Source organism: Bacillus sp. 105MF, from assembly GCF_000374885.1.
GTDB lineage: Bacteria > Bacillota > Bacilli > Bacillales > Bacillaceae_G > Bacillus_A > Bacillus_A pseudomycoides.
Genome location: NZ_KB895568.1, coordinates 56,304 through 77,315, shown reverse-complemented (window position 1 = coordinate 77,315; position 21,012 = coordinate 56,304). Strand labels below are relative to the sequence as shown.

The window sequence follows — 21,012 nt, the reverse complement described above, 5'->3', positions numbered from 1 at the left end:
AACCTTTTAGCGAATATAGTCTTACTATATTCGCTATTTTTTATCAAAAAAATGCATAGTCAGACTTTTCATTTTACAAAAATTACATACTTTATCCTTTATTTTGTTATAATTTTAATGATATATTATGTAAAGTATGCTTAAATTAGCTCATTTAATTTAATGTCATTACATATTTTTTATATAGAGGATGGTGCAAAAATGTCTGTTGAAGTACCAATTTCAATACCTAAAACATTGATTATTATTCCTGCCTACAATGAAGAAGAAGCAATCGGAGATACATTAACAAGACTATTAGAGCTTAAACAACATTTCACGCAATTAGATATTTGTGTTATTAATGATGGTTCACGCGATCGAACATCAGAAATTGTAAAAGAATTCCCAGTTAATATTGTAAATTTACCATACAATTTAGGAATTGGCTCTGCTGTACAAACTGGCTATAAATATGCTGATATAAACGGATATGACATTGCAATTCAATTTGATGCAGATGGTCAACATAATCCTGAGGACTTATACAAAATCATTCAACCTATCGCTGAAAATAAGTGCGATATGGTACTAGGTTCACGTTTTACTGAGAAAACAGCTTATAAAGGTAGCCTCTCACGCAGAATTGGTATTTTTTACTTTACAGCCTTATTAAAATTATTAACAAGACAAACATTTATGGATCCAACATCTGGTTACCGTGCAATTAACCGAAAAGTAATTGAAATCTTTTCTTATAACTATCCAAAGGATTATCCAGAACCAGAGGTCCTAATCCACTTAAAGAAAAAAGGTTTACGTATCAATGAAATTTCTGTAAATATGCAAGAAAGACAAGGAGGACAATCATCTATTACTCCTTTAAAATCTGCATATTACATGATTAAAGTAAGTCTCGCTATATTAATGCAAAAAATCGTGAAGGGTTGATCATAAATGCCAATAATTACCTTTTCGTTTATCTTCATTATCTTACTGTTTTTAATTATTATTAACTCCATTCGTAAAGGAGCCCTAGAAACAAAATACTCAATTCTATGGATTTTCGTTTGTATATCCATGGCTATCTTAAGTTCTACTGATAGAATTATAAATTGGATTGGGAAACTACTGAAAGTAGAATATCCACCATCTATTTTATTCTTGTTCGGCTTGTTATTTTGCTTTATCTTAATTTTTGATTTGACTCGAAAATTATCTAAACAACATCACCAGCTTGTGACATTAACACAAGAATATGCATTATTAAAACAAAAGCTAGCAAAAGACAGAGAACAGGCAAAATAAAATATATTAAAAGTGAATTTTATTTTACCAGAGAACCCCAAACAATGAATTTTAAACAAAATTCATTGTTTGGGGTTTTATCTATTTTCATCTATATCCTTTAGTTACATCCTAGGTTGATTCAAATCAAAAAAAGATGACCCTTGCATAGCGCGGCCACCTTTTAAATAATAAAGCTTTCATGTCACTTTTTAAAATCCCTTTGATAGGTGATGAATTATACCTATATAAAACTAAATAACTTTTACTTCAGATTTCAATTTCACTTAGATAATACATTCTTTCCTATATTTCTTATAGCCATGAATGACGTTGTGATACCCATTCCTATCATAATGAATAAAAACGGCATAAGAGGCAACGCGTACCGATTATAGGCAAAATATAAAGTATTAAAGTATGTTTGAAGAACAATTAACGCTAATAAGAATGTGCACTCTCTCCACTTCGAAGGGGCCAATAAAAATGTGATAATCGTACAAACTAAGAATATGACCTTGATATAATCATAAATAACTCTCATGTCTTTTCCATCAATACCAAAAATAGAAATTTGGTGATACGGGTAATAATATGGTGTATCCCAAAAAATCTGCGGTTTTAAAAGCAAATAACTTTTTAACATCGAGGTTTTATCTGTTTCCCACCACGTTTTCATTCGTTCGACTGCTATTTTTTGCTCCATCTCCATCCATTGATGTGCTTGAATATCTGGATACTCACTAAATATCTCTTTTTCAATCTCTTCTATACTCTTCCCGCCTGGATACCCTTCACCTTGATACGTCCCTAATAATAATGGGTTTCCAGAACCAGCTGTTAGAGGTATAAATTTATCAAATTGGATATAGTTTCGCACCCACCAAGGACCAAGCACTAAAAATAATGCCACTATACTGACAAGGAGTTGCTTCATCATAATTTTAAACGGATATCTCTTTATTAGTAAATAACCGAATAGGAAGATTGGATAGATTGCAATTTGAACACGGAAAAATAATGCTAAAAAGTAAAACAATAAAAGCAAAAGAAAATCTTTCATTGAATGACTATCTGCTAGTTTTAAACTCCAATAAAGAAGAGCTAATGATAAAAATAAGAATGGGCTCTCAGTCAATGTTAAGTTATCTATTACTATTTCTGGAGGATATATCGCTAATAAAAATGCTCCTATCAATCCAACTGTAGGATTAAATATATACTTTCCAATACGAAAAGTCATATAAATACTAAGAACCCCAAAAGAAATCATCGTCATTTTTGCTACAAATAAACCTAATTTAGCCTTACCAAATATCCCAAAAATTGCAGCTAGCAGAAATGATTGCCCTGGCATAATATGGATAGTTGGTTGATCTGCATTATGGTATGTAAGCATTCCACTTTCTAACAAATTTTTCGCACTAGTTTGATATCCTAAATCATCACTAACAATATTTAAATCCACACCATATTTAACCAAAACAGTCCATCTTAATAAAAAACCTAAAAAAAGAACAACTAATAATGGTAGAAAATACGGTTTTTCAATATATTTCTTGAACAAATGAATTCTACTCCTTCAATTTAAAATATACACATAATAAAATTAAATCATTCAAAGTCCTAACAAAGGAAATTTCACTTTATGTAGTTCCTTATCCTCTTCTTATTTTCTAAATCCTTCTATATTTTACCATTTAAAACTTAAAATGTACTACATTAACTTCCTTGCATTATATTTTATCCTCTTTTTAAACCAAATTATGTGGAATAGAGAGTATCTTGAGCGAGCCATCCTTACAATTTCTCAAGGTCCATTGTAAGTGTACAAACAATTTGTGTCCATACAACTATAAATAAATTTAAATATAATCTGCCTTTATCAATTCCTTGTTTTTCTATATTTTCATAAAACTGGTCACATTTGTGGAAATAATCTATAATGGAATTTTGAGTGATACTTTAGAGAAAGGAAAGTGAATTATATTGCGACGATATTTAAGTGAGCTACCCAAATCATTATATATAATTTTAGCGTTTTCACTGCTACTACATATTTTTTGCCTAGTAAAGCAACCTGGTGTAGATGAAAAGATAATTAAACAAAATTTTGGTGCAGTCGATGCTTATAATTATACTTTAACTGCTAAACAGCTATTAGAACATGGTATTTTTGGATTTATTTATCTCGAACCAAGCGATCCACCATCGAAAAATGCCTATGTTACACCGGCTCAACCTTTAATGCTTGCTGGAGCCATGATTATATCAAAGGTAACACATATACCCTATTATTATGTAGCTACTGGGTTTAACTTAATATTTGATTTACTCACTATACTAGTTCTCTACCTTATCGGGAAAGAATTATTTGAGAGAAAAGCATATGGAATTATAGCGGCTGGACTATATGCCTGTTACTTTAGTATTTATCAATATTTCCGCATGCTTTTAACGGAACCACCTTCCATGTTTTTGCTATGTTTATCCCTGTATGTTTTTATATTATGTTGGAAATATAACAAAGTAAAATACCATATTTGGTTTGGGGTTGTAGTTTCTATTCTATTGATGTTCCGTCCAAACCCAGCCCCTATGCTCCTTATTCCAATACTTGTTGTTATTTATACTTATGGAGTTTGGAAGTCAATTAAAATTGGTCTCCTATGGTGCATCGGTCCCTTCTTTATTATAGGTGCATGGGTATTAAGAAACTGGATTTCTTTAAATGAGTTCATTCTATTTTCGACCCAAGGCGGTAATCCATTACTAGCTGGCGCAAACCCATTTTCCAGATCGGCAGATATAGGGAAAGATATGATTGCTGCAGGATATACAGACTCTACTGTTTATGCTAAAGATCTCATTAAACAAGGTTTTACCACAGACTTTACTTATTGGTTCTCCTGGTTTACTGTTGGGAAAACAATTGAATTATTTATACGACCATCTTGGGTAGGAAGTTATCCCTTCTATCCATTTTTGAAAAAATATCATCAACTGTTAATCGCTTTTACTGCTCTAAGTTCTTTCTGCTTTATGCTAAATTCCTTTAAGCACAAACGATTTATGATGTTAGTAAGCAGTGTTATCGTATACGTAGCATCTACAAATATATTCCTTGCTATAGACCGCTACGGATATTTCATAATGCCACTGATATGTCTAATTGCCTCCTATGGTATTGTACGTATCATACAGGCACTTTCTAATTTAAAATATAGATAAAGCAAATGCCCCAATTTTATTTGGGGCATTATTTATATCTCTTCCGAATCAACCAATGGTTGCTTTACAAAGTTTATGTGAGGTAAACTTATACCCGTGGTTATTAACTACGGGTAGTAATTGATTCATTAAGGAATCTATTCCAATAACTAATATGATTCACATGAAAGGTACTTTATTTGACTTTCATTTGTATGGAAAGGTGAAATTATGCAAAAGTCACTTGTATCAAATATTTTCTATAAAATATTGCTCAATACCTTTAATATCATTCTTCCAATTTTAGTAGGCCCTTACGCATACCGAACACTCGGGGCCACTTCAATAGGAACTGTTAGCTCCGCTGAAACCATTTTTAATTATTTTTTCATTTTTGCTGTATTTGGTGTATATCAATATGGATTACGTGAAATCAGCTTAGTAAAAAATGATAAGAAAAAAGTTTCACAATTGTTCACAAGTCTATATGTGATTAACTTTACAACCAGTATCCTGGCTCTAGTAACATTCGTACTCTTTAGCTACCTTGGATACGGCGACAAGAATTTATTTCCTGTACTGCTCATTTTCGGATTCAATTTTATTTCAAATTTGTTTTACGTAGAATGGTTTAACGAGGCACATGAAAATTATGATTTCATTACGAAGAAAACAGTTATCGTCCGACTTACTTATGTCGTGCTTCTTTTCGCTCTAATTCACGGAGTGGATGACTATAAAAAATTCGCTGGCTTATTAGCCTTATCAACATTTTTAAACCATATCATTAGCTTTATATATGTGAAGCGTCAAGTCAAATTTGATTTTTCTAATTTAACAATTGTTCCACATTTAAAACCTTTAGTATTAGTCGTTATCTTTTCAAACGCCAATATGTTATATACACAATTAGATCGCCTCTTCTTATTAGAAAATAAAGGAGAAGCTACGGTCGCTTTCTATGTAATGCCCTTTCAAATTATGACCATTATTAATACACTTATGCTAAGTGTTGTCCAAGTTACAATTCCAAGGCTTTCTTATTTATCAGGAAACTCAACTGAAGGAGAATATGAATCATTACTAAACAAAATCTCAAAAGTATATTTCATTACGTTGTTCCCAGCTGCTATTGGTTTAATGCTTATCGCTCACGGAGCCGTTATTATTTATGGCGGAAAGCAATATGCCGGAGCTGGTGACACATTAATGGTTTTCGCATTTTATATGATTTCGGTAGGAATTGAATCTATTTTATCCAACCAAATTATTTATGTGAAAAAGAAAGAAAGTATTTTAGTTCGCTTTTTATTCATTTGTGGTTTTACAAACCTTGTATTAAATTTTGCGCTTGTATTCTTCCATGTACTTACACCAACAACAGCAATTATTACAACAACGATTGCTAACTGTACATTGATTGTATTGGAATATATTTATATAAAAAAGAAATTAAAAGTAAATTACACATTATTCGATATGCAAAAGCTAAAATACCTGTTTTATTCACTAACATTTTTACCAATAGCATTCTTAGTGAATACGATAATTTCCGGACAAGTTCTACAAGTTATCGTCACAATGTTAGCATGTGGATTGGCTTATGCACTTATCCTATTCATAGCGAAAGATGAAATTCTCTTTATGCTATTAGACAAAATAAAAGCAAGATTTAAAAGAGCTTAATGTAAAATAACGTAAGAAATACAAACTATTTTCTGTATATGAACAAATGAACCCTCTTGAAGGAGCTGTTACAATTGAAATTTTCTTTAATCATGGCTACTTGCGGCAGACGTGATGACATTCTTGATTTACTAAACTCATTAGAAAAACAAACTTATAAAAACTTTGAGCTCATTGTAGTTGACCAAAACGATACACCAATTTCTGATCTCTTTGAAGATTATAAAGAAAAATTTTCCATCAACTATATTTATACGCCTATTAAAGGATTATCCCGTGCCCGTAATGCAGGATTAAAAGTAGCTGATGGTGATATTATCGCATTTCCGGATGATGACTGTATTTATGAAACAAACGTGTTGGAAAGCATCCTAGAAACATTTAATAAGGATAAGGATATTCAATTTATATCAACAAATACTACAAACGTTGAAGGAACAGGCTCATTAGTACATGCACCAGAAACCGATATTATTTTAAATGATAAATATGGATTCATGGGACCGTCTTTCACACTATTCTTTACGAAACAATTTGTGCAAGATGTTGGTACATTTGATGAAGACTTAGGTGTTGGATCAGGAACAATTTACGGAGCTGGTGAAGAAACTGACTTCGTACTACGCGGTATGAAAAATGGATATACAGGACTATTTAAAAAAGACATATTCGTATACCATCCAGTAAAAGAAGAAGTCATTAATGAGCAATCATTAAAAAGAGCCATTTCCTATGCCGGTGGTTTCGGAAGAGTAATTCGTTTACATTACGGCTTCCCATACTTTTTACGTGCGGTTGCAGCCGCTACATTCCGTATGACGCAAAATATTTCGAATGATAAACGCAAATTCCATGCAAATCGTTTAAAAGGAATCGTTCGAGGATATTTTAAATAGAAGAAAAAAGAAGAGCAATCGTTCAATATTAGAACAGTTTGCTCTTCTTTTTTATCTAATTTCTCCCCTTCAAAAACAAAATAGTCTCCTTTAGTCCCTCATGGTAAGATGTCTTTGGTACTTCACCAATATAACTCTCATACTTTTCCCCACTCAACACCACTGGCTCTTCTGTCAAATACAACATTTCTAAAAATTCCTTCATTTGTTTATCAAATAGGCCAAGCATTCCAATCATACGTTTTTTTACAGTCATTATAGGCTTCTTATATCCAGTTAATTCTCTTATATGCCCGATCATCTCTTCCCCTGTAATTACACCCACTCCTGGTATGTTCCAGTTTTGCCCGTATGCACTATCACGTAATGCTAATTCAACAATCGCCTTAGCTCCATCCGGCGTAAAAATATATTCCCTAGCAAGCTTCTTATCCCCGACAAAGCTAGATATTTTATTTGCAAGAACACCTTGTAACGTATGATGAACAAGCGTACTTTCTGCATTTGGCCCATAAAAATCTGGAAAATGAGCAGTAAGTACCGGTACACCAGCCTGTTTCGCCATCAATTCAAGCTGTAAACGAATTTTTCCCTTCTTTGTATGTGGATTCTTTACAACCTCTTCCGTTACCTTCCCTCGTCCTTGTCTTCCATACGCATAAATATTATCTACCATCGCTAATTTAGCACCGTGATGTTTCGTCGTTTCTAATATATTTTTTAGTAACTCTGGCTGTTTTATCTCCCAATCTGTATACGGAATATTTACAGCATGAAAGATCACATCTACATCTTTAGCAGCTTCCATTATATCTGCTTGCTTAAATACATTTCCCGCTATTATTTGTATTCTTTCCTCATCGTAAAACAGCTTTTCTAGCTTCTCCTTATTTCTCGCAAAAGCAATTACATCAATCCCTCTCCCGCACAATTCCTTTGTAATTGCATATCCCATTGCTCCAGATGCTCCCAATACTAACGCCTTTTTCATCTTAATCCCCCTTTTAATTAACCGACGTTCAATTAATTGTAAAAAGAAAATCACTTACATACGAAGCGATTTTGCAATAAAATTCACATGCGCTTTAGCTAAATCTTGTACATCTTCAAACGTTTGGACATTTCTACAATAATGCGATACAAACCCATGTAATGATAAAAAAACAGACCATATAGTCATTATGCTTACCTTTCCATTACATAAGGAAGATATAACATTAGCGAACTTATCATAACTAGCATTTGGCTCATCTGCTAGACATTCTTTTAATTCTTCATCTTTAATCAAAAACATAATTTCATAATGACTTTGATTTCGTAGACCAAATTCAATAAAACCTAATAACACTGCTTTTAATTGTTCTTCTCGCTGTAAATTTTGAGCAATCGTTTCATCTAGCCTTTGATCCAATAATTGAAAATCTTGTTCAACCATCGCATAAAAAAGCTCTGCTTTATTTTTAAAATGATAATAGATTGATCCATGACTATATCCCAATTCTGCTGCGATTTTACGCATTGAAGTATGCTGATACCCTTGTTTTATAAATAAATCCCTTGCTGCATTCATAATCATTTCTCTCGTTAATTCTTGTTTAACTGCTCTTCTTGGCGACATTTCTCATACCTCACAATTTAATTAACCACCGTTCAATTACATTATATTCTTTTTCCAAAAAAAAGCAATCCTATTTTTGAAAAAATATACATTTTGAAAGGATAGCATTATATCCGAGAATTTAGTATCATGATTCAAGGTACTATTTTGAAATGGACGGAGGACATTATGAGCTTATTAACAGTTGAAAATTTAGGTCATACATTTGGTGATCGTACACTATTTAAAGACGTATCAATGCGCTTATTAGCAGGAGAACATGTTGGTTTAGTTGGTGCAAACGGCGTTGGTAAATCAACATTTATGAATATTATTACTGGACAACTTATCCATGATGAAGGACGCGTAGAATGGACACCTGGTACACATTACGGATATTTAGACCAACATACAATATTAACACCGGGCAGAACGATCCGTGACGTATTAACAGATGCGTTCTTACCTTTATTTGAGAAAGAAAAAGAACTCAATATCGTTACTGAGAAAATGGGAACAGCTACGCCGGAAGAATTAGAAGAACTTCTTGATCAAATGGCAGAGATTCAAGATGCACTTGAAGCAGGTGGTTTCTATTTATTAGATATTAAAATTGAAGAAGCTGCACGTGGTCTTGGAATTGATGCAATTGGATTAGACCGTGATGTTTCTGCATTAAGTGGTGGGCAGCGTACAAAAGTATTACTTGCAAAGCTATTACTTGAACAACCAGAAGTACTATTACTTGATGAGCCGACCAACTATTTAGATGTTGAACATATTCAATGGTTAACAAATTACCTAAAAGAATATCCACATGCGTTCCTTTTAATTTCCCATGATACGGAATTTATGAACAAATGTGTTGATGTTATTTTCCATCTAGAATTCTCAAAAATGACGCGTTACACAGCGACATATGAAAAATTCCTAGAGCTAGCTGAAATCAATAAAAATCAACATTTAAACGCTTATCAAAAGCAGCAAGAATTCATTAAAAAACAAGAAGATTTTATCGCAAAAAACAAAGCTCGTTATTCTACAACAGGTCGTGCAAAGAGTCGTCAGAAACAACTAGATCGCATGGAGCGTATTGATCGCCCAGAAACAGCAATTAAACCAGAATTCTCTTTCAAAGAATGTCGCGCAAGCAGTCGCTTTGTCTTTGAAGGTGAAGATGTAGAAATTGGATACACACATGCATTATTACCAAAATTAACGATGACAATTGAGCGTGGAGAAAAAATCGCGATTGTTGGATGTAATGGTGTTGGTAAATCAACATTATTAAAAACAATCCTAGGTAAAATTAAACCATTAAGCGGGAAAACAAGCCTTGGTGATTTCTTAGAACCTGCATACTTCGAACAAGAGGTAAAAGCTGAGAATTTAACGCCCATCGATGATGTATGGAATACATTCCCAAGTCTAGATCAGCACCAAGTTCGGGCAATGTTAGCACGATGTGGTTTGAAAAACGAGCATATTTCTCGTCCATTAAGCCAATTAAGCGGTGGAGAGCAAGCGAAAGTCCGTCTATGTAAATTAATGGGTGAAGAAAGCAACTGGATCCTGTTTGATGAGCCAACAAATCACCTTGATGTTACAGCTAAAGAAGAATTAAAAAAAGCTTTAAAAGCATATAAAGGAACAATCCTTCTTGTATGTCACGAACCAGATTTCTATGAGGATTGGATTACAAAAGTTTGGAACGTAGAAGAATGGGCACAATCTAATAACTAATAAAAAAGGGGGTCTATTATGATCCCCTTTTTATTATGGATGAACAAATCCATCCTATATAACTTTTATATGATAATACCCAGCTAATCTCAACCGAAAATCCTTCAAATCATCGTAAGCTTTTAAATTAGCCAGCATCCCTTGAATAACTGGAACTCTCGGATTTAGCAACCTCATTTCAGCTTCGAGAACATCTAAAGTAACTAACAACTCATCATTTTCTAATTGATCTGCTAATGTACGTTTGAACATAACAATTTCCTGTAAAAAATGCTCTTTTGCCTGCTCTTTAATAAGCTCGGAACTACAAAAGAATTGTCCCAGCTTTTCTTCATGTAAAACAGGCGTATCCTTAGATTGTACAAGACCTGCTACAAGATCATCCACCCTCTTTAAAATAAATGATGAAACATGAAATAAATCTATTTCAGCTACATTTAAAATAATTAACTCTAAATAACCCCTGCATATCCCTTCTACCATAATAACAAGATCTAAAAGATATGGAGTAACCTGTCCACCATAAATTGATAATAAACTATTTCGATAAAATGCATGTGACTCGAGCTTCATTCTCATCATAAATGCTTCTACTTCTTTATTAAAAGGAATTGCATTTTCTCTCGCGTGCATAATAATGAATTCCTTATGTTTTTGTACATCATTAAATTGACAATGTAGTTGTTTTTCAAACTTTTCACGTGGCAGCAATGATTCTCCATCAATAGCCATCATCTTTTTATGGATTTTGTCATAATAATATCGGAGTGTCGCTAATAACAATTCATCTTTCGATTTAAAATATAGATAAAATGCTCCTTTTGATATACCGCATGCTGTTACAATCTCTTGTACCGACGTTGCGTTCACACCTTTAGTTGCAAATAACTTCATTGCCATTTCTATAATTAAACGTTCTTTTTCTTTCATATTTTCTCTCCTAATTCAATCTCGCATCATAAAATTTCACCTTAACTTTATCCCGCATTAACAGGCAGTCCCTCCACCTCTAGGTTCAGAGAGACACGAGGAAGATAGATGGAGGATAACTGCCTGTAAAAGCCCAATTGGTAAGGACTAACTATCAATGAGGGATGAAGAACCCTCCCCACTGATGGAAGTTTCCCTTTATTATACCATTCCTTTTCATTGACGACTGACCAATCAGTCAGTTATATTGTGTATTAGACTGACCGATTGGTCAATACACGTTAAAAAGGGAGCGCAAACATGAACAAAATCATTAACTTTTCTTTAAAAAATAAGTTCGCAGTTTGGCTACTAACCATTATTGTTACCATTGCAGGGATTTACTCCGGCCTTAATATGAAGCTAGAAACAATTCCTGACATTACAACGCCAGTTGTAACGGTAACAACGGTTTATCCTGGTGCTACACCAGCAGAAGTAGCTGATAAGGTATCGAAACCGATGGAAGAACAGCTGCAGAATTTAAATGGCGTGAACGTTGTAAGTTCTTCCTCTTATCAAAATGCTTCGTCTGTTCAAGTAGAATATGACTTTGATAAGAATATGGAAAAAGCTGAAACTGAAATTAAAGAAGCACTTGCAAATGTAAAATTACCAGAAGGCGTGAAAGATCCAAAAGTTTCTCGAGTAAACTTTAATGCCTTTCCTGTTATTTCATTAAGCGTAGCAAGTAAAGATGAATCTTTAGCTGCCTTAACTGAAAAGGTTGAAAAAAATATTGTTCCAGGACTAAAAGGGCTCGATGGCGTTGCATCTGTTCAAATTGCTGGACAACAAGTAGATGAGGTGCAACTCGTCTTTAAAAAAGATAAGATGCAAGAATTGGGTTTAAGTGAAGATACTATTAAAAATATCATTAAAGGTTCTGATGTATCTTTACCACTTGGTCTCTATACTTTTAAAGATACGGAGAAATCAGTTGTTGTAGATGGTAATATTACAACAATCAAAGCTTTAAAAGAAATGAAGATTCCTGCCGTCCCTTCAGCAGCAAGTGGTCAAGGCAAACCAGGAGCAGGAGCTCAAGCGCCACAGATGAATCCAGCTGCAGCTAACGGAATTCCCACTGTTACATTAGAAGAAATTGCTGATATTAAAGAAGTAGGAAAAGCCGAATCTATTTCGCGTACAAATGGAAAAGAAGCAATCGGTATCCAAATCGTAAAAGCTGCTGATGCAAATACAGTTGATGTCGTAAATGCGGTCAAAGACAAAGTGAAGGACTTTGAGAAAAAATATAAAGACTTAGAAATCATCTCAACATTTGACCAAGGTGCACCGATTGAGAAATCAGTTGATACTATGCTTAGCAAAGCAATATTTGGTGCCATCTTTGCTATTGTTATTATTATGTTGTTCTTACGAAACATTCGAACAACATTGATTTCTGTTGTCTCTATACCACTTTCTTTATTAATTGCTGTTTTAGTATTAAAACAGATGGATATTACACTTAATATGATGACGCTTGGAGCGATGACCGTTGCCATTGGGCGCGTTGTCGATGATTCGATCGTTGTTATTGAAAATATTTACCGACGCATGTCCTTATCAGACGAAAAATTAAAAGGTAGAGACTTAATTCGTGAAGCGACAAAAGAGATGTTTGTTCCGATTATGTCTTCAACAATTGTAACAATTGCAGTCTTTTTACCTCTTGGACTTGTAAAAGGTATGATTGGTGAAATGTTCTTACCGTTCGCTTTAACAATTGTATTTGCCTTGTTAGCTTCATTACTTGTAGCAGTTACAATTGTACCAATGTTAGCACACTCTTTATTTAAAAAGGAAAGTACAAGAGAAAAACAAGTACATCATGAAGAAAAACCAAGTAAATTAGCAAATGGCTATAAACGCCTGCTTGGATGGGCATTAAACCATAAAATCATTACATCTAGCCTTGCTGTTCTTTTATTAGTAGGTAGCCTTGCACTTGTACCAATTATCGGTGTAAGTTTCTTACCATCTGAAGAAGAGAAAATGATTATTGCAACGTATAACCCTGCACCAGGGCAAACTTTAGAAGATGTTGAAAAAATTACAACAAAAGCTGAAAAACACTTCCAAGATAAAAAAGATGTAAAAACAATTCAGTTCTCATTAGGTGGAGAAAACCCAATGAGTCCAGGTAAAACAAATCAAGCTATGTTCTTCGTTCAGTATGATAATGACACAAAGAACTTCGACAAAGAGAAAGAACAAGTTATTAAAGACTTACAAAAGATGGCAGGAAAAGGTGAATGGAAAAGCCAAGACTTCGGAGCAAGTGGCGGTAGCAATGAAATCAAGCTGTACGTATACGGAGATAGCTCAGAAGACATCAAACCTGTTGTTAAAGATATTCAGGACATCATGAAAAAGAATAAAGATTTAAAAGATGTTGACTCTAGTATTGCAAAAACATACGCAGAATACACATTAGTCGCTGATCAAGAAAAATTAAGTAAGGTGGGACTAACCGCTGCCCAAATTGGAATGGGACTTTCTAACCAACATGATCGCCCTGTCCTTACTACAATCAAAAAAGACGGTAAAGATGTTAACGTATATGTAGAAGCAGAAAAACATGATTATCAAACAATTGATGATTTAACAAATCGTAAAATTACAACACCACTTGGCAACGAGGTTGCTGTTAAAGATGTTATGACTGTAAAAGAAGGTGAAACTTCCAATACAGTAACACATCGTGATGGTCGCGTTTATGCAGAAGTAAGTGCAAAATTAACATCTGATGATGTTTCTAAAGCATCTGCTGCTGTCCAGAAAGAAGTAGATAAAATGGATCTTCCTTCTAGTGTAGATGTTTCTATGGGTGGTGTTACAAAAGATATTCAAGAATCATTTAAACAACTTGGCCTAGCAATGTTAGCTGCGATTGCCATTGTATACTTCGTTCTTGTCGTTACATTCGGCGGTGCACTTGCACCACTCGCAATCTTATTCTCGTTACCATTTACAATCATTGGTGCCCTTGTTGCCTTATTGATTTCTGGTGAAACGTTAAGCGTATCGGCAATGATTGGTGCCCTTATGTTAATCGGTATCGTTGTAACGAATGCAATTGTTCTCATCGACCGTGTTATTCATAAGGAGCGCGAGGGGCTATCAACACGCGAAGCATTGTTAGAAGCTGGCGCAACACGCTTACGCCCAATTCTAATGACTGCAATCGCAACAATTGGTGCCCTTATCCCGCTTGCACTAGGATTTGAAGGAAGTGGATTAATTTCTAAAGGTCTTGGAGTAACGGTAATTGGTGGGTTAACAAGTTCAACATTATTAACACTTCTTATCGTTCCAATTGTTTATGAGGTACTCAGTAAGTTTAAAAAGAAAACAGTAGAATAAAGAAATAACCTCGCAATATGCGAGGTTATTTTTTATTTCCGAACAAGATTAAAAAATCTCCATAACCTTCTTTCTCCAATTCCTCTTTCGGAATAAACCGAAGCGCCGCTGAATTAATGCAGTAACGAAGACCATTCGGACCTGGCCCATCTGGGAACACATGCCCAAGGTGAGAATCGCCTTCTTTACTTCTTACTTCCGTACGCGTCATATTGTGACTAACGTCCATTTTCTCTTTTACACTAGCGGACATCACTGGTTTTGTAAAACTCGGCCAACCGCATCCACTATCGAATTTATCTAAAGAAGTAAATAGTGGTTCACCGGAAACAATGTCTACGTAAATTCCTTCCTCTTTATGATTCCAATATTCGTTTTGGAACGGAGGCTCTGTACCATTTTCTTGTGTTACATAAAATTGCATATCTGTTAATCGCTCTTTTAAATGCGCATTATCTTTCGGCCAATGCTTTTTAATAAACGCATCGCGTCCTGATCCTTGGCGATATAATTCATAGCGAAATGCATTTTTCTTATGATATCCTTGATGATACTCTTCAGCTGGATAAAATGTAGTAGCAGGGAGTATTTTTGTAGCAATTGGTTTCGAAAACCAACCGCTCTCAGCAAGTGCCAATTTTGAAGCTTCTGCTTGTTCAAGTTGTTCTTCACTATGATAAAAAATTACAGTTTCATAAGATTGTCCACGATCATGAAATTGACCTCCAATATCTGTTGGATCAATTTGCCTCCAATAAATGTCTAATAATTTTTCATATGGCATTTTATTTGCATCGAATGTAATTTGTACCGCTTCATAATGCCCTGTTGTTTCAGAACAAACTTCTTTATAAGTCGGGTTCTCTTTATACCCACCCGTATAACCTGAAATAACCTGTATAATACCTTCCATCTCTTCAAATGGTGAAACCATACACCAGAAACACCCTCCTGCAAACGTTGCAATTTCTACCTTTTCATTTATAGCCATTTATTTCACCCCAATTATTTAATTCTTCTTACAGTATGGCATAAGAAGTTAGAAGTTATAAAAGAAAAAGCACCGGCGTCCGATGCTTTTTTTACTCTATTTTTTAGCAGAATCTTTTTCTATCTCATCGCTCGTCACATCTAACACATCTAATAGGAACACAAAAATTGGTATACCAATAATAAGCCCCCACACACCTAAAAAGTGTTCAGAGAAAGTTAATACCATAAATGTATAAAAAATCGGTAAATTCGTTTTTTGTGACATGAATTTTGGATTTAACACATAACTTTCAAGTGCATGAATAACAGCAACAATTATTAAAATATAAACTACATACGTAATGCTACCAATATTATAAGCAATCATACAAAGCGGAACGAGCGAAATGATTACACCAGCTACTGGAATTAAGCCGAGTAAAAAGATCATTAACGCTAAACCAAGCAATTGTGGAAATCCTAAAATCCATAGCGCAATAACAGATAAAACGCAATTAACAATAGCAATTAAAAACTGCGCTTCAATTACTTTTCCGAAAGAACGTGCGAATTTCTTTCCGAAATATTCAATTTCATTATAAAAAACGGCAAGTCTGCTCTCTTTAAATTTCGCGGTAAAAGCGACAATACGTGCCTTCTCAAGTAAGAAGAATAAACTTAAAATAAGAGAAAGGAAAAATTGCAGCCCAAATTTCCCAACATTGGCGATGGATTTATAAAGAATGTCCACACCTTGCCCAATATATTTGGAAAGCTCCATATGGTTAATGGCATTAATTGCTGCCTTTATAATTTCATTATCTGGTGGATTTTTAAAGAATACATTAAACTGGTAGATTAATTGTGAGATTTGCACCGTTAGTACTGGCAGATACTTAACTAACGTAACAGTGATTCCACCAACTAACATCACATATAATAACGATATAATAATTTTTCGATTAATCGGCATAAAATGATCGAGTTTTCGAGAAATAAACTTTTGGAATCGATCCATTAAATACGTAAGAATGAACGTAATTAAAATTAAATTAAACATACTTTGTAGCCCATATAATATAAGAGCCAACAAGAGCAGTACAAGTAATCTTTGGAATCCTTTGCTTTGAAACAGGCTTTTCATTTGCATAATCGACGAGTGATCTCTCCTGTCCTATAAAGTGAGACTTTAATAAGTGGGATTTTCTTTATCTCCCCCACAAATCGAGTGCTTATGGACTCTCCTACCTATCTTCTTTGCTTTCGCTAGATTTAAGAACAAGATACATTAGCTACTTTCTATTTTACAATACAATAGTCCTTTTCAGAACGTATTATCCAAAGTATTAATGAAGATTTAAGGAAAATCTCATTTATTTTTATATAAAATAGGTCTTACCACTACTGTAACACAAAAAGCAAGCTATCAGTAGAAATCTGTCCTACGAATAGCTTGCTTTTATATTTTTCACAAAACATATTCTGTTAGCCAATAAATGGCATAAACATCGGAATAACAACTACCGTTACAACCCCAACGACCGTTACTGCAATACTTGCCATTGCTGCTTCTACTTCGCCCATTTCAATCCCAACCGCAACGCCAAGTGCATGTCCCGCAGTTCCTAGCGCTAATCCTTTCGCAATTGGATTTTTCACTTTAAATGTTTTTAAGAATAAAGCACCAAGTGCGTATACAATAACTGCGTTAAAGATAACTGCAAAAGATGTAATTGCTGGAATACCACCGATACTTTCAGATATTGGTAGTGCAATTGCTGTTGTTGCTGCCTGTGGTAGCATAGAGTTCATTACAGATGTATCTAAACCAATTGCTTTTGCGACAATGAACACGACAATCACCGAACAAACAGATCCAACAACGATAGCGGATAAAATTTGCCACCAATATTTTTTTAGCTTATCAACTTGTTTGTATAACGGAATTGCAAAGGCAATTGTTGCTGGCTCTAAGAAGAAACTAATCATTTTACCGCCAGTATTATATTCTTCAAATGTAAAATTTCCAACCTTTAAAAAGACAATACCAAGTACCATTGCTACAAACAGTGGTGTAAATAAGAAGAATCCTTTTGAATGTTTAAATAAGAATGTTCCGATCCCGTATGCGATTAATGAAACGACGATTCCGAAGTATGGAGTCATTGTGCTTGCCATGTTCATTACCTCCTAACCATATATGGTCTGATATATTACGCAACTTTTCCGTGTTTGCGTCCTTTATTTACAACATCTAATTGTTTTGTATCAGTTGTTTCTTTTTCATCTTTACCTAGAATAAATTGTGCAAATAAACCTGTTACTGCTAGTAAAATAATTGTTGCGACAACAATTACAGTTATGATCTGTACAAAGTATTGCCCCATTACCCCAAGAGAGTTAATAACGGAAATACCAGATGGTACGAAAAGAAATCCAATAATACCTGTTAACGCCGTTCCAAGTGATTCAACCTGCTCCAACTTAATAACCTTTAAACATAATAGACTAAACAAAATGACTAATCCGATTACTGATGAAGGCATTGGAATTGGTAAGTGCGTTGCAATAATATGAGAAACCAACATGATAGCTGAAAAAACAAATGCTTGTGATAAGAAACTGTATACTTTTTTTGTACTCATTTTGGCCACCTCTTTCGATTTGGTACCTTCATTGTATATGATGTAAACGCTTAAGTAAGCGTTTACATATCGGAACGTCAAATATTCGGAATCAGTTACAAAAATAACGGGATGAAATGTAAAAGCTGCTTCTTAAATACGAAGCAGCTTTTTAAGTTCCTTTGCATATGTACGACTTACAGGTACCTTAGATCCCTCTTTCATAATTAAATTATAAGTAGAGTTAAACCAGGGCTGTATTTCCGAAATATGGTTGATATTCGCAAGAAAACTACGGTGAACGCGCATAAAGCTCGTTTGCGGCAGCTTCTTTTCTAAAATAACAAGCGTATCATGGGTTACGTATGTTTCCCGAATCGTCTTTACAGTTACTTTCCCGTCCACAAGTCCCACATAAACAATATCTTCAATATTCACGAGCACAATGGATTCTTCTATTGGCAATGCAAGCTTATGCATCTCCGCAGCTACATCTTTAGCTCTTACATCTTGGTTTTTCTCTGTTTCAGTTTGCTTTCGTTTCTTATATTTTTTCAGTGTCTGTGCAATTCGCTCTTCATCAAACGGCTTTAAAATATAATCTAATGCATCCACCTCAAATGCTTGCAGCGCATATTGATCGTAAGCTGTTGCAAAAACAATGGACGGTGGGTTCTTCATTTTCTTTAATATATTCGCAATCTCAAATCCATTATCATCTGAAAGCTGAATATCTAAAAAGACAAGATCCGGCTTATTCCCCATTAGCTTTTCTAATGCATCTTCCACGCAATCAGCTTCTTCAATTACATCCACTTCTTTCGTACGCTGCAATAAATATTTCAATTCATCCCGTGCTAACATCTCATCGTCAACTACTAATACCTTTAACACCACTTTCTTCCTCCCCTATGTTTTGAATCGGAATTATAAATAAAATTTCTGTCCCTTTTTCTAATTCACTCTCGATATGAAGTGTTGTATCTTTCCCAAACAGTCCTATTAACCGTTGATTAATATTATATAGCGCCGTTCCTGTTCCTTTTTTCGATGGAACGACTGCCTTTCCTAATTGCTCTAAGCGCCCTTGTTCAATTCCCTGACCATTATCTTTCACTTTAAAATGAACCATATCTCCCTGCGCGTGTGCATAAATTTCCACCTGACAAATTGGTTGTTTTTTCGGAAAGGCATGACGAAGTGCATTTTCCACTAACAATTGCAATACAAATGGTGGGAGTAAAATTGTCTGTAATCCTTCTTCAATATATGTTTTCACCTCATATTTATTTGGGAACCTTGCTTGTTCTAATGATAAATATGCATGTACATGATTCAGTTCTTGCTCTAATGGAATAAGTAACTGGCGTGCTCCCTGTAAATTACAACGAAAATACACGCTAAGTTGCAATAAGAGCTTTCTTGCCTTTTCTACATCTGTACGGCATAAAGCTGATACTGTATTAATCGCATTGAATAAAAAGTGCGGATTAATTTGTGCTTGTAATGCTTTTATCTCTGCATCTTGAAGTAGTTTACTTTGTAATTCTGCCTCTCCTAACTCAAGCTGTGTTGAGAAAATCTTCGCTAACCCTTCTGCTAATTCTTCTTCCACACGGCTTAATTGGTTCGGATTTTTAAAATAAAGCTTTAATGTTCCGATTGTATTGCCATGCGAAGTTAACGGAATAACGATTGCTGCCTGCAAAGGACATTCTTCATGTTGACAATTAATAATCTCTCGTGATTTCGCTTTCATTATTTTCCCTGTTTTTAATACTTCTTTTGATAACCCTGTAATTAAACTATGAGAAGGAATATGGTGATCAGACGCTAATCCAACGTGCGCCAATATTTTTTCTGTATCTGTTAAAGATACCGCATCTGTCCCTGTAAAACGATGGATAATTTGTGCCACATGCTTACAAGATTCCTCCGTTAAGCCTTGGCGAAAATAAGGTAATGTCTTATCAGCAATCCGAAGTACTTTATGAGTTTGTAAAGCCTTGGCATTTTCTTCTTGGCGTAAAATAGCTTGTACCATAGACAATAAAATAAAACTCCCGAAACTATTCACAAGAATCATCGGTATTGCGATTTTTTTTACAACGTCAAATCCATCTTCTACAATAGATAAGATCATAATCATTTCCAAAGATACAATAAAAACACTTAAAACAGCTGAGAATTTAGGTGTAATCACACGGTTATGCTTTTGAAAAACACGGCCAATATAACCGGTAATAATTCCTGCTAAAATAGATGAAATCGCACAACTAAGGGCTGTTGTTCCCCCAAGCATATAACGATGAATGCCAGCAATAAATCCAACGCCAATCCCGACAATCGGTCCACCTAGTAAACCACTAATTCCAACTCCCATAATACGTGTATTGGCAATCGTACTCGATGAAGAGACACCTTGCAGCCAATTTTCATTCATAATGGTATTCCCTGCAATTTCAATTCCTGTGTAATTGCTTATAATTGTAAATAACGAAAAAATACAAATAAGCATGAGCTTATCTTTATATCCATCTTGTTTATGAAGAAGGCGCCTAAATGTTTTAATATGCGAAAGTAAAAAACCTAATATAACAATTAATCCAACTCGTTCAATCATCATAAGCACTAAATCTAGCATCTGTGATTCATCCTTTATTTGTTTAATTAGTTT

At 34.4% G+C, this 21,012-nt stretch carries 17 protein-coding genes and 1 pseudogene; 7 read left to right on the top strand and 11 right to left on the bottom strand.

Annotated elements, in window-relative coordinates; genetic code table 11:
• Window positions 1-201 precede the first annotated feature (201 nt).
• The gene (locus C564_RS0107220; RefSeq protein ID WP_006096734.1) at window positions 202-930 is read left to right on the top strand and encodes a glycosyltransferase family 2 protein; all 729 of its coding nucleotides are present in this window, start codon (window positions 202-204) and stop codon (window positions 928-930) included.
• Window positions 931-936: 6 nt separating this feature from the next.
• Window positions 937-1,287, top strand: a complete 351-nt coding sequence (locus C564_RS0107215) for a DUF2304 domain-containing protein (protein WP_018764858.1) — start codon at window positions 937-939, stop codon at window positions 1,285-1,287.
• A 262-nt stretch (window positions 1,288-1,549) separates the two neighbouring features.
• Here the strand turns inward: C564_RS0107215 and C564_RS0107210 are convergent, their stop codons facing one another.
• A complete protein-coding gene (locus C564_RS0107210) occupies window positions 1,550-2,833 on the bottom strand; it encodes an ArnT family glycosyltransferase (RefSeq protein WP_018764857.1) in 1,284 nt (427 codons plus the stop codon).
• Window positions 2,834-3,255: 422 nt separating this feature from the next.
• Here C564_RS0107210 and C564_RS0107205 point away from each other — a divergent pair, with 422 nt between their 5' ends.
• From C564_RS0107205 to C564_RS0107195, 3 genes are all read left to right on the top strand, one after another.
• On the top strand, window positions 3,256-4,497 hold the full coding sequence (locus C564_RS0107205) for an ArnT family glycosyltransferase (RefSeq protein WP_018764856.1): 1,242 nt from the start codon (window positions 3,256-3,258) through the stop codon (window positions 4,495-4,497).
• A gap of 210 nt (window positions 4,498-4,707) precedes the next feature.
• A complete protein-coding gene (locus tag C564_RS0107200) occupies window positions 4,708-6,162 on the top strand; it encodes an oligosaccharide flippase family protein (protein ID WP_003202503.1) in 1,455 nt (484 codons plus the stop codon).
• A gap of 74 nt (window positions 6,163-6,236) precedes the next feature.
• On the top strand, window positions 6,237-7,058 hold the full coding sequence (locus C564_RS0107195; RefSeq protein ID WP_018764855.1) for a glycosyltransferase family 2 protein: 822 nt from the start codon (window positions 6,237-6,239) through the stop codon (window positions 7,056-7,058).
• Window positions 7,059-7,113: 55 nt separating this feature from the next.
• On the opposite strand, the gene C564_RS0107190 is transcribed toward C564_RS0107195, so the two are convergent.
• Entirely contained in the window at window positions 7,114-8,049 is a 936-nt protein-coding gene (locus C564_RS0107190) for an SDR family NAD(P)-dependent oxidoreductase (RefSeq protein WP_018764854.1), read from the bottom strand.
• 54 nt (window positions 8,050-8,103) lie between these two features.
• Window positions 8,104-8,676 (bottom strand): TetR/AcrR family transcriptional regulator, encoded by a 573-nt coding sequence (locus C564_RS0107185; protein ID WP_018764853.1) that lies wholly within the window; start codon window positions 8,674-8,676, stop codon window positions 8,104-8,106.
• Between the two features lie 129 nt (window positions 8,677-8,805).
• Here C564_RS0107185 and C564_RS0107180 point away from each other — a divergent pair, with 129 nt between their 5' ends.
• Window positions 8,806-10,398, top strand: a complete 1,593-nt coding sequence (locus C564_RS0107180) for an ABC-F family ATP-binding cassette domain-containing protein (RefSeq protein WP_003202496.1) — start codon at window positions 8,806-8,808, stop codon at window positions 10,396-10,398.
• A 54-nt stretch (window positions 10,399-10,452) separates the two neighbouring features.
• Here the strand turns inward: C564_RS0107180 and C564_RS0107175 are convergent, their stop codons facing one another.
• Entirely contained in the window at window positions 10,453-11,328 is an 876-nt protein-coding gene (locus C564_RS0107175; protein ID WP_018764851.1) for a TetR/AcrR family transcriptional regulator, read from the bottom strand.
• A gap of 300 nt (window positions 11,329-11,628) precedes the next feature.
• Between C564_RS0107175 and C564_RS0107170 the strand changes: the two genes are divergently transcribed.
• On the top strand, window positions 11,629-14,739 hold the full coding sequence (locus C564_RS0107170; RefSeq protein ID WP_018764850.1) for an efflux RND transporter permease subunit: 3,111 nt from the start codon (window positions 11,629-11,631) through the stop codon (window positions 14,737-14,739).
• 25 nt (window positions 14,740-14,764) lie between these two features.
• On the opposite strand, the gene msrB is transcribed toward C564_RS0107170, so the two are convergent.
• From msrB to C564_RS0107140, 7 genes and pseudogenes are all read right to left on the bottom strand, one after another.
• Window positions 14,765-15,217 carry a peptide-methionine (R)-S-oxide reductase MsrB gene (gene msrB, locus C564_RS38395; protein WP_371388579.1) on the bottom strand — a complete coding sequence of 151 codons (453 nt, stop codon included), beginning with the start codon at window positions 15,215-15,217 and terminating at the stop codon, window positions 14,765-14,767.
• A gap of 45 nt (window positions 15,218-15,262) precedes the next feature.
• Window positions 15,263-15,730: pseudogene (msrA, locus tag C564_RS38390) on the bottom strand (peptide-methionine (S)-S-oxide reductase MsrA); the annotation flags it as partial.
• Window positions 15,731-15,826: 96 nt separating this feature from the next.
• Window positions 15,827-16,861: an AI-2E family transporter gene (locus C564_RS0107160; protein ID WP_003202488.1), complete on the bottom strand. Its 1,035-nt coding sequence runs from the start codon at window positions 16,859-16,861 to the stop codon at window positions 15,827-15,829.
• A gap of 335 nt (window positions 16,862-17,196) precedes the next feature.
• Window positions 17,197-17,889, bottom strand: coding sequence for an antiholin-like protein LrgB (lrgB, locus tag C564_RS0107155; protein WP_003202485.1), 693 nt, complete (start codon window positions 17,887-17,889; stop codon window positions 17,197-17,199).
• Between the two features lie 35 nt (window positions 17,890-17,924).
• Entirely contained in the window at window positions 17,925-18,356 is a 432-nt protein-coding gene (gene lrgA / locus C564_RS0107150) for an antiholin-like murein hydrolase modulator LrgA (RefSeq protein ID WP_016112789.1), read from the bottom strand.
• 132 nt (window positions 18,357-18,488) lie between these two features.
• Complete coding sequence (locus C564_RS0107145) at window positions 18,489-19,229, bottom strand: LytR/AlgR family response regulator transcription factor (RefSeq protein WP_018764849.1); 741 nt, start codon at window positions 19,227-19,229, stop codon at window positions 18,489-18,491.
• Complete coding sequence (locus tag C564_RS0107140) at window positions 19,207-20,979, bottom strand: sensor histidine kinase (protein ID WP_018764848.1); 1,773 nt, start codon at window positions 20,977-20,979, stop codon at window positions 19,207-19,209. Before C564_RS0107140 ends, C564_RS0107145 begins: the two co-directional genes overlap by 23 nt.
• Window positions 20,980-21,012: the final 33 nt, after the last annotated feature.